The organism is Frigidibacter albus, assembly GCF_009908165.1.
Classification (GTDB): Bacteria; Pseudomonadota; Alphaproteobacteria; order Rhodobacterales; family Rhodobacteraceae; genus Frigidibacter; species Frigidibacter albus.
The window spans coordinates 1-1490 of sequence record NZ_JAAAUC010000037.1; the positions used below are offsets into that span (position 1 = coordinate 1).

Annotated in this window: 2 protein-coding genes; both read right to left on the minus strand. The window is 64.3% G+C overall.

What is annotated here, in order from left to right; all coding sequences use genetic code 11:
• Positions 1–222: 222 nt before the first annotated feature.
• A complete protein-coding gene (locus tag GVY41_RS20035) occupies positions 223–1245 on the minus strand; it encodes a restriction endonuclease (RefSeq protein WP_161348737.1) in 1023 nt (340 codons plus the stop codon).
• A gap of 8 nt (positions 1246–1253) precedes the next feature.
• A complete protein-coding gene (locus GVY41_RS20040) occupies positions 1254–1412 on the minus strand; it encodes a hypothetical protein (RefSeq protein WP_161656937.1) in 159 nt (52 codons plus the stop codon).
• Positions 1413–1490: the final 78 nt, after the last annotated feature.

Genomic DNA, 1490 nt, shown 5'->3' on the forward strand with positions numbered 1-1490 from the left:
GCTTCTCCTCATCCGTCCAAAGACGCTTCGTCCGACGCGCCACGCCATCACCATAGTGTCCACTATCGATGGTGGACACTATCCGCCTCTCTCACCCCGCGGCAGAGCGGTCGGACCGGACGCTTACCAGAAGAGAAGCAAATGGCTTCGACTGGCCAACCAAAAGCCGGGGACAGCCACAGTATAGGAACGTGCTTGGCCGGCTTTAGAGGACGTTCCGCTCTAAACTGGCGATGAAAGTGCGGTTGGGACGCACGCCACCGCCCGACTGCCTCGACATAGCCGCCATGCTCCCCTCAAACCTCCGAGAAATAGTCCTCGTCCACCGTGTTGATGGTGTAGGTGCTGCGCGCGGGCGCCGACGCCATACTGGATCATCAGGCCGGCGAGGCGCTGGCCGTTTATCAGGCGGATGCGGTGCTGGACGCGCTCGATGTAGCTGGTCGCGTCGCGTGAAAAATCCGATGTGGTGACAAAGACGCCCTTGGTCGCGCCCTCGCCCGTCAGAGAGCCCACGAAGCGCTGCAGGTCCGGTCGGCCGACCTTGTAGCTGGGGTCGTAGCGCTTTGCCTGGATGTAGATGGCATCGAGACCCAGGGCGTCTTCGTCGATCACCCCGTCGATCCCGCCATCGCCCGTGGCGCGCGTCATGCGACCGTTGCTGAGATCGCCGCCCCCGTAGCCCATCGCGGCCAGCAGATCGAGGATCAGCCTCTCGAACCGGATCGGGTTCATCGCCTGGAGCAGGCCCAGCAGGTCGTCACGCAGCGCGGCGTTCATCACCTTGTGCGCGGAGGCCATCGCGTCCTCGGGTGTCTGAGCGCTCTCGATCCGGGCGTCCGTAGCGGGCGCCGGGCGAGCCGCGGGCTGATCGAGCTGATCGTTGACCACCGGCTCGGCAGCGGCGCGCACACGCCACTCTCGGAAGCCTTCGAAGCGATCCAGAAAGGCGTTGTCGATGCGCGGCGGGCTGGCCGCCAGGACTTCCCTCCCCTTCGGCGTGATGACGTGCTGGTTGCGCTTCGGGCTCTCGAGCAGTCCTGCCTTCGACAGATAGGTGCGGGCCCAGTGGGCGCGGCTCTGCAGGACCGTGACGCGACCACTGGGCAGCAGCTCAGCCGCCTCGTCGTCAGAGATGCCGAACTCGGCCTTCAGCCTCGGCACGCATTCGGCGACGTTCTTGACGCCTTCACCGAAGAGCCGAAGCACGGGCAGCATGAAGGTCTCGTAGTCGGGGACTGGCATGGCGACCCTCAAATCTCCAGCGGTGGCAGCGACCGGACGATCTTCACCGTCGCCAGGCTGACCGTGATCACCCGGCACAGCAGGTCGAAGGGGTAACGTGGGTCGCCGACAGTCTCGTTGACCTGCCACGGGATTTTTCCTCCAACTGCGATTAGAGTCCGCTCCATGGAGAGGACGGACGATGAAGCGAACGATACGAACCGAAGAGCAGATCATCGGCATTTTGCAGGAGCATGAGGCCGGGG

What these genes read in the sequence shown, in the direction of transcription:
- GVY41_RS20035 (WP_161348737.1), bottom strand. Translation starts at nt 1,245, where the DNA reads ATGCCAGTCCCCGACTACGAGACCTTCATGCTGCCCGTGCTTCGGCTC.
- GVY41_RS20040 (WP_161656937.1), bottom strand. Translation starts at nt 1,412, where the DNA reads ATGGAGCGGACTCTAATCGCAGTTGGAGGAAAAATCCCGTGGCAGGTC.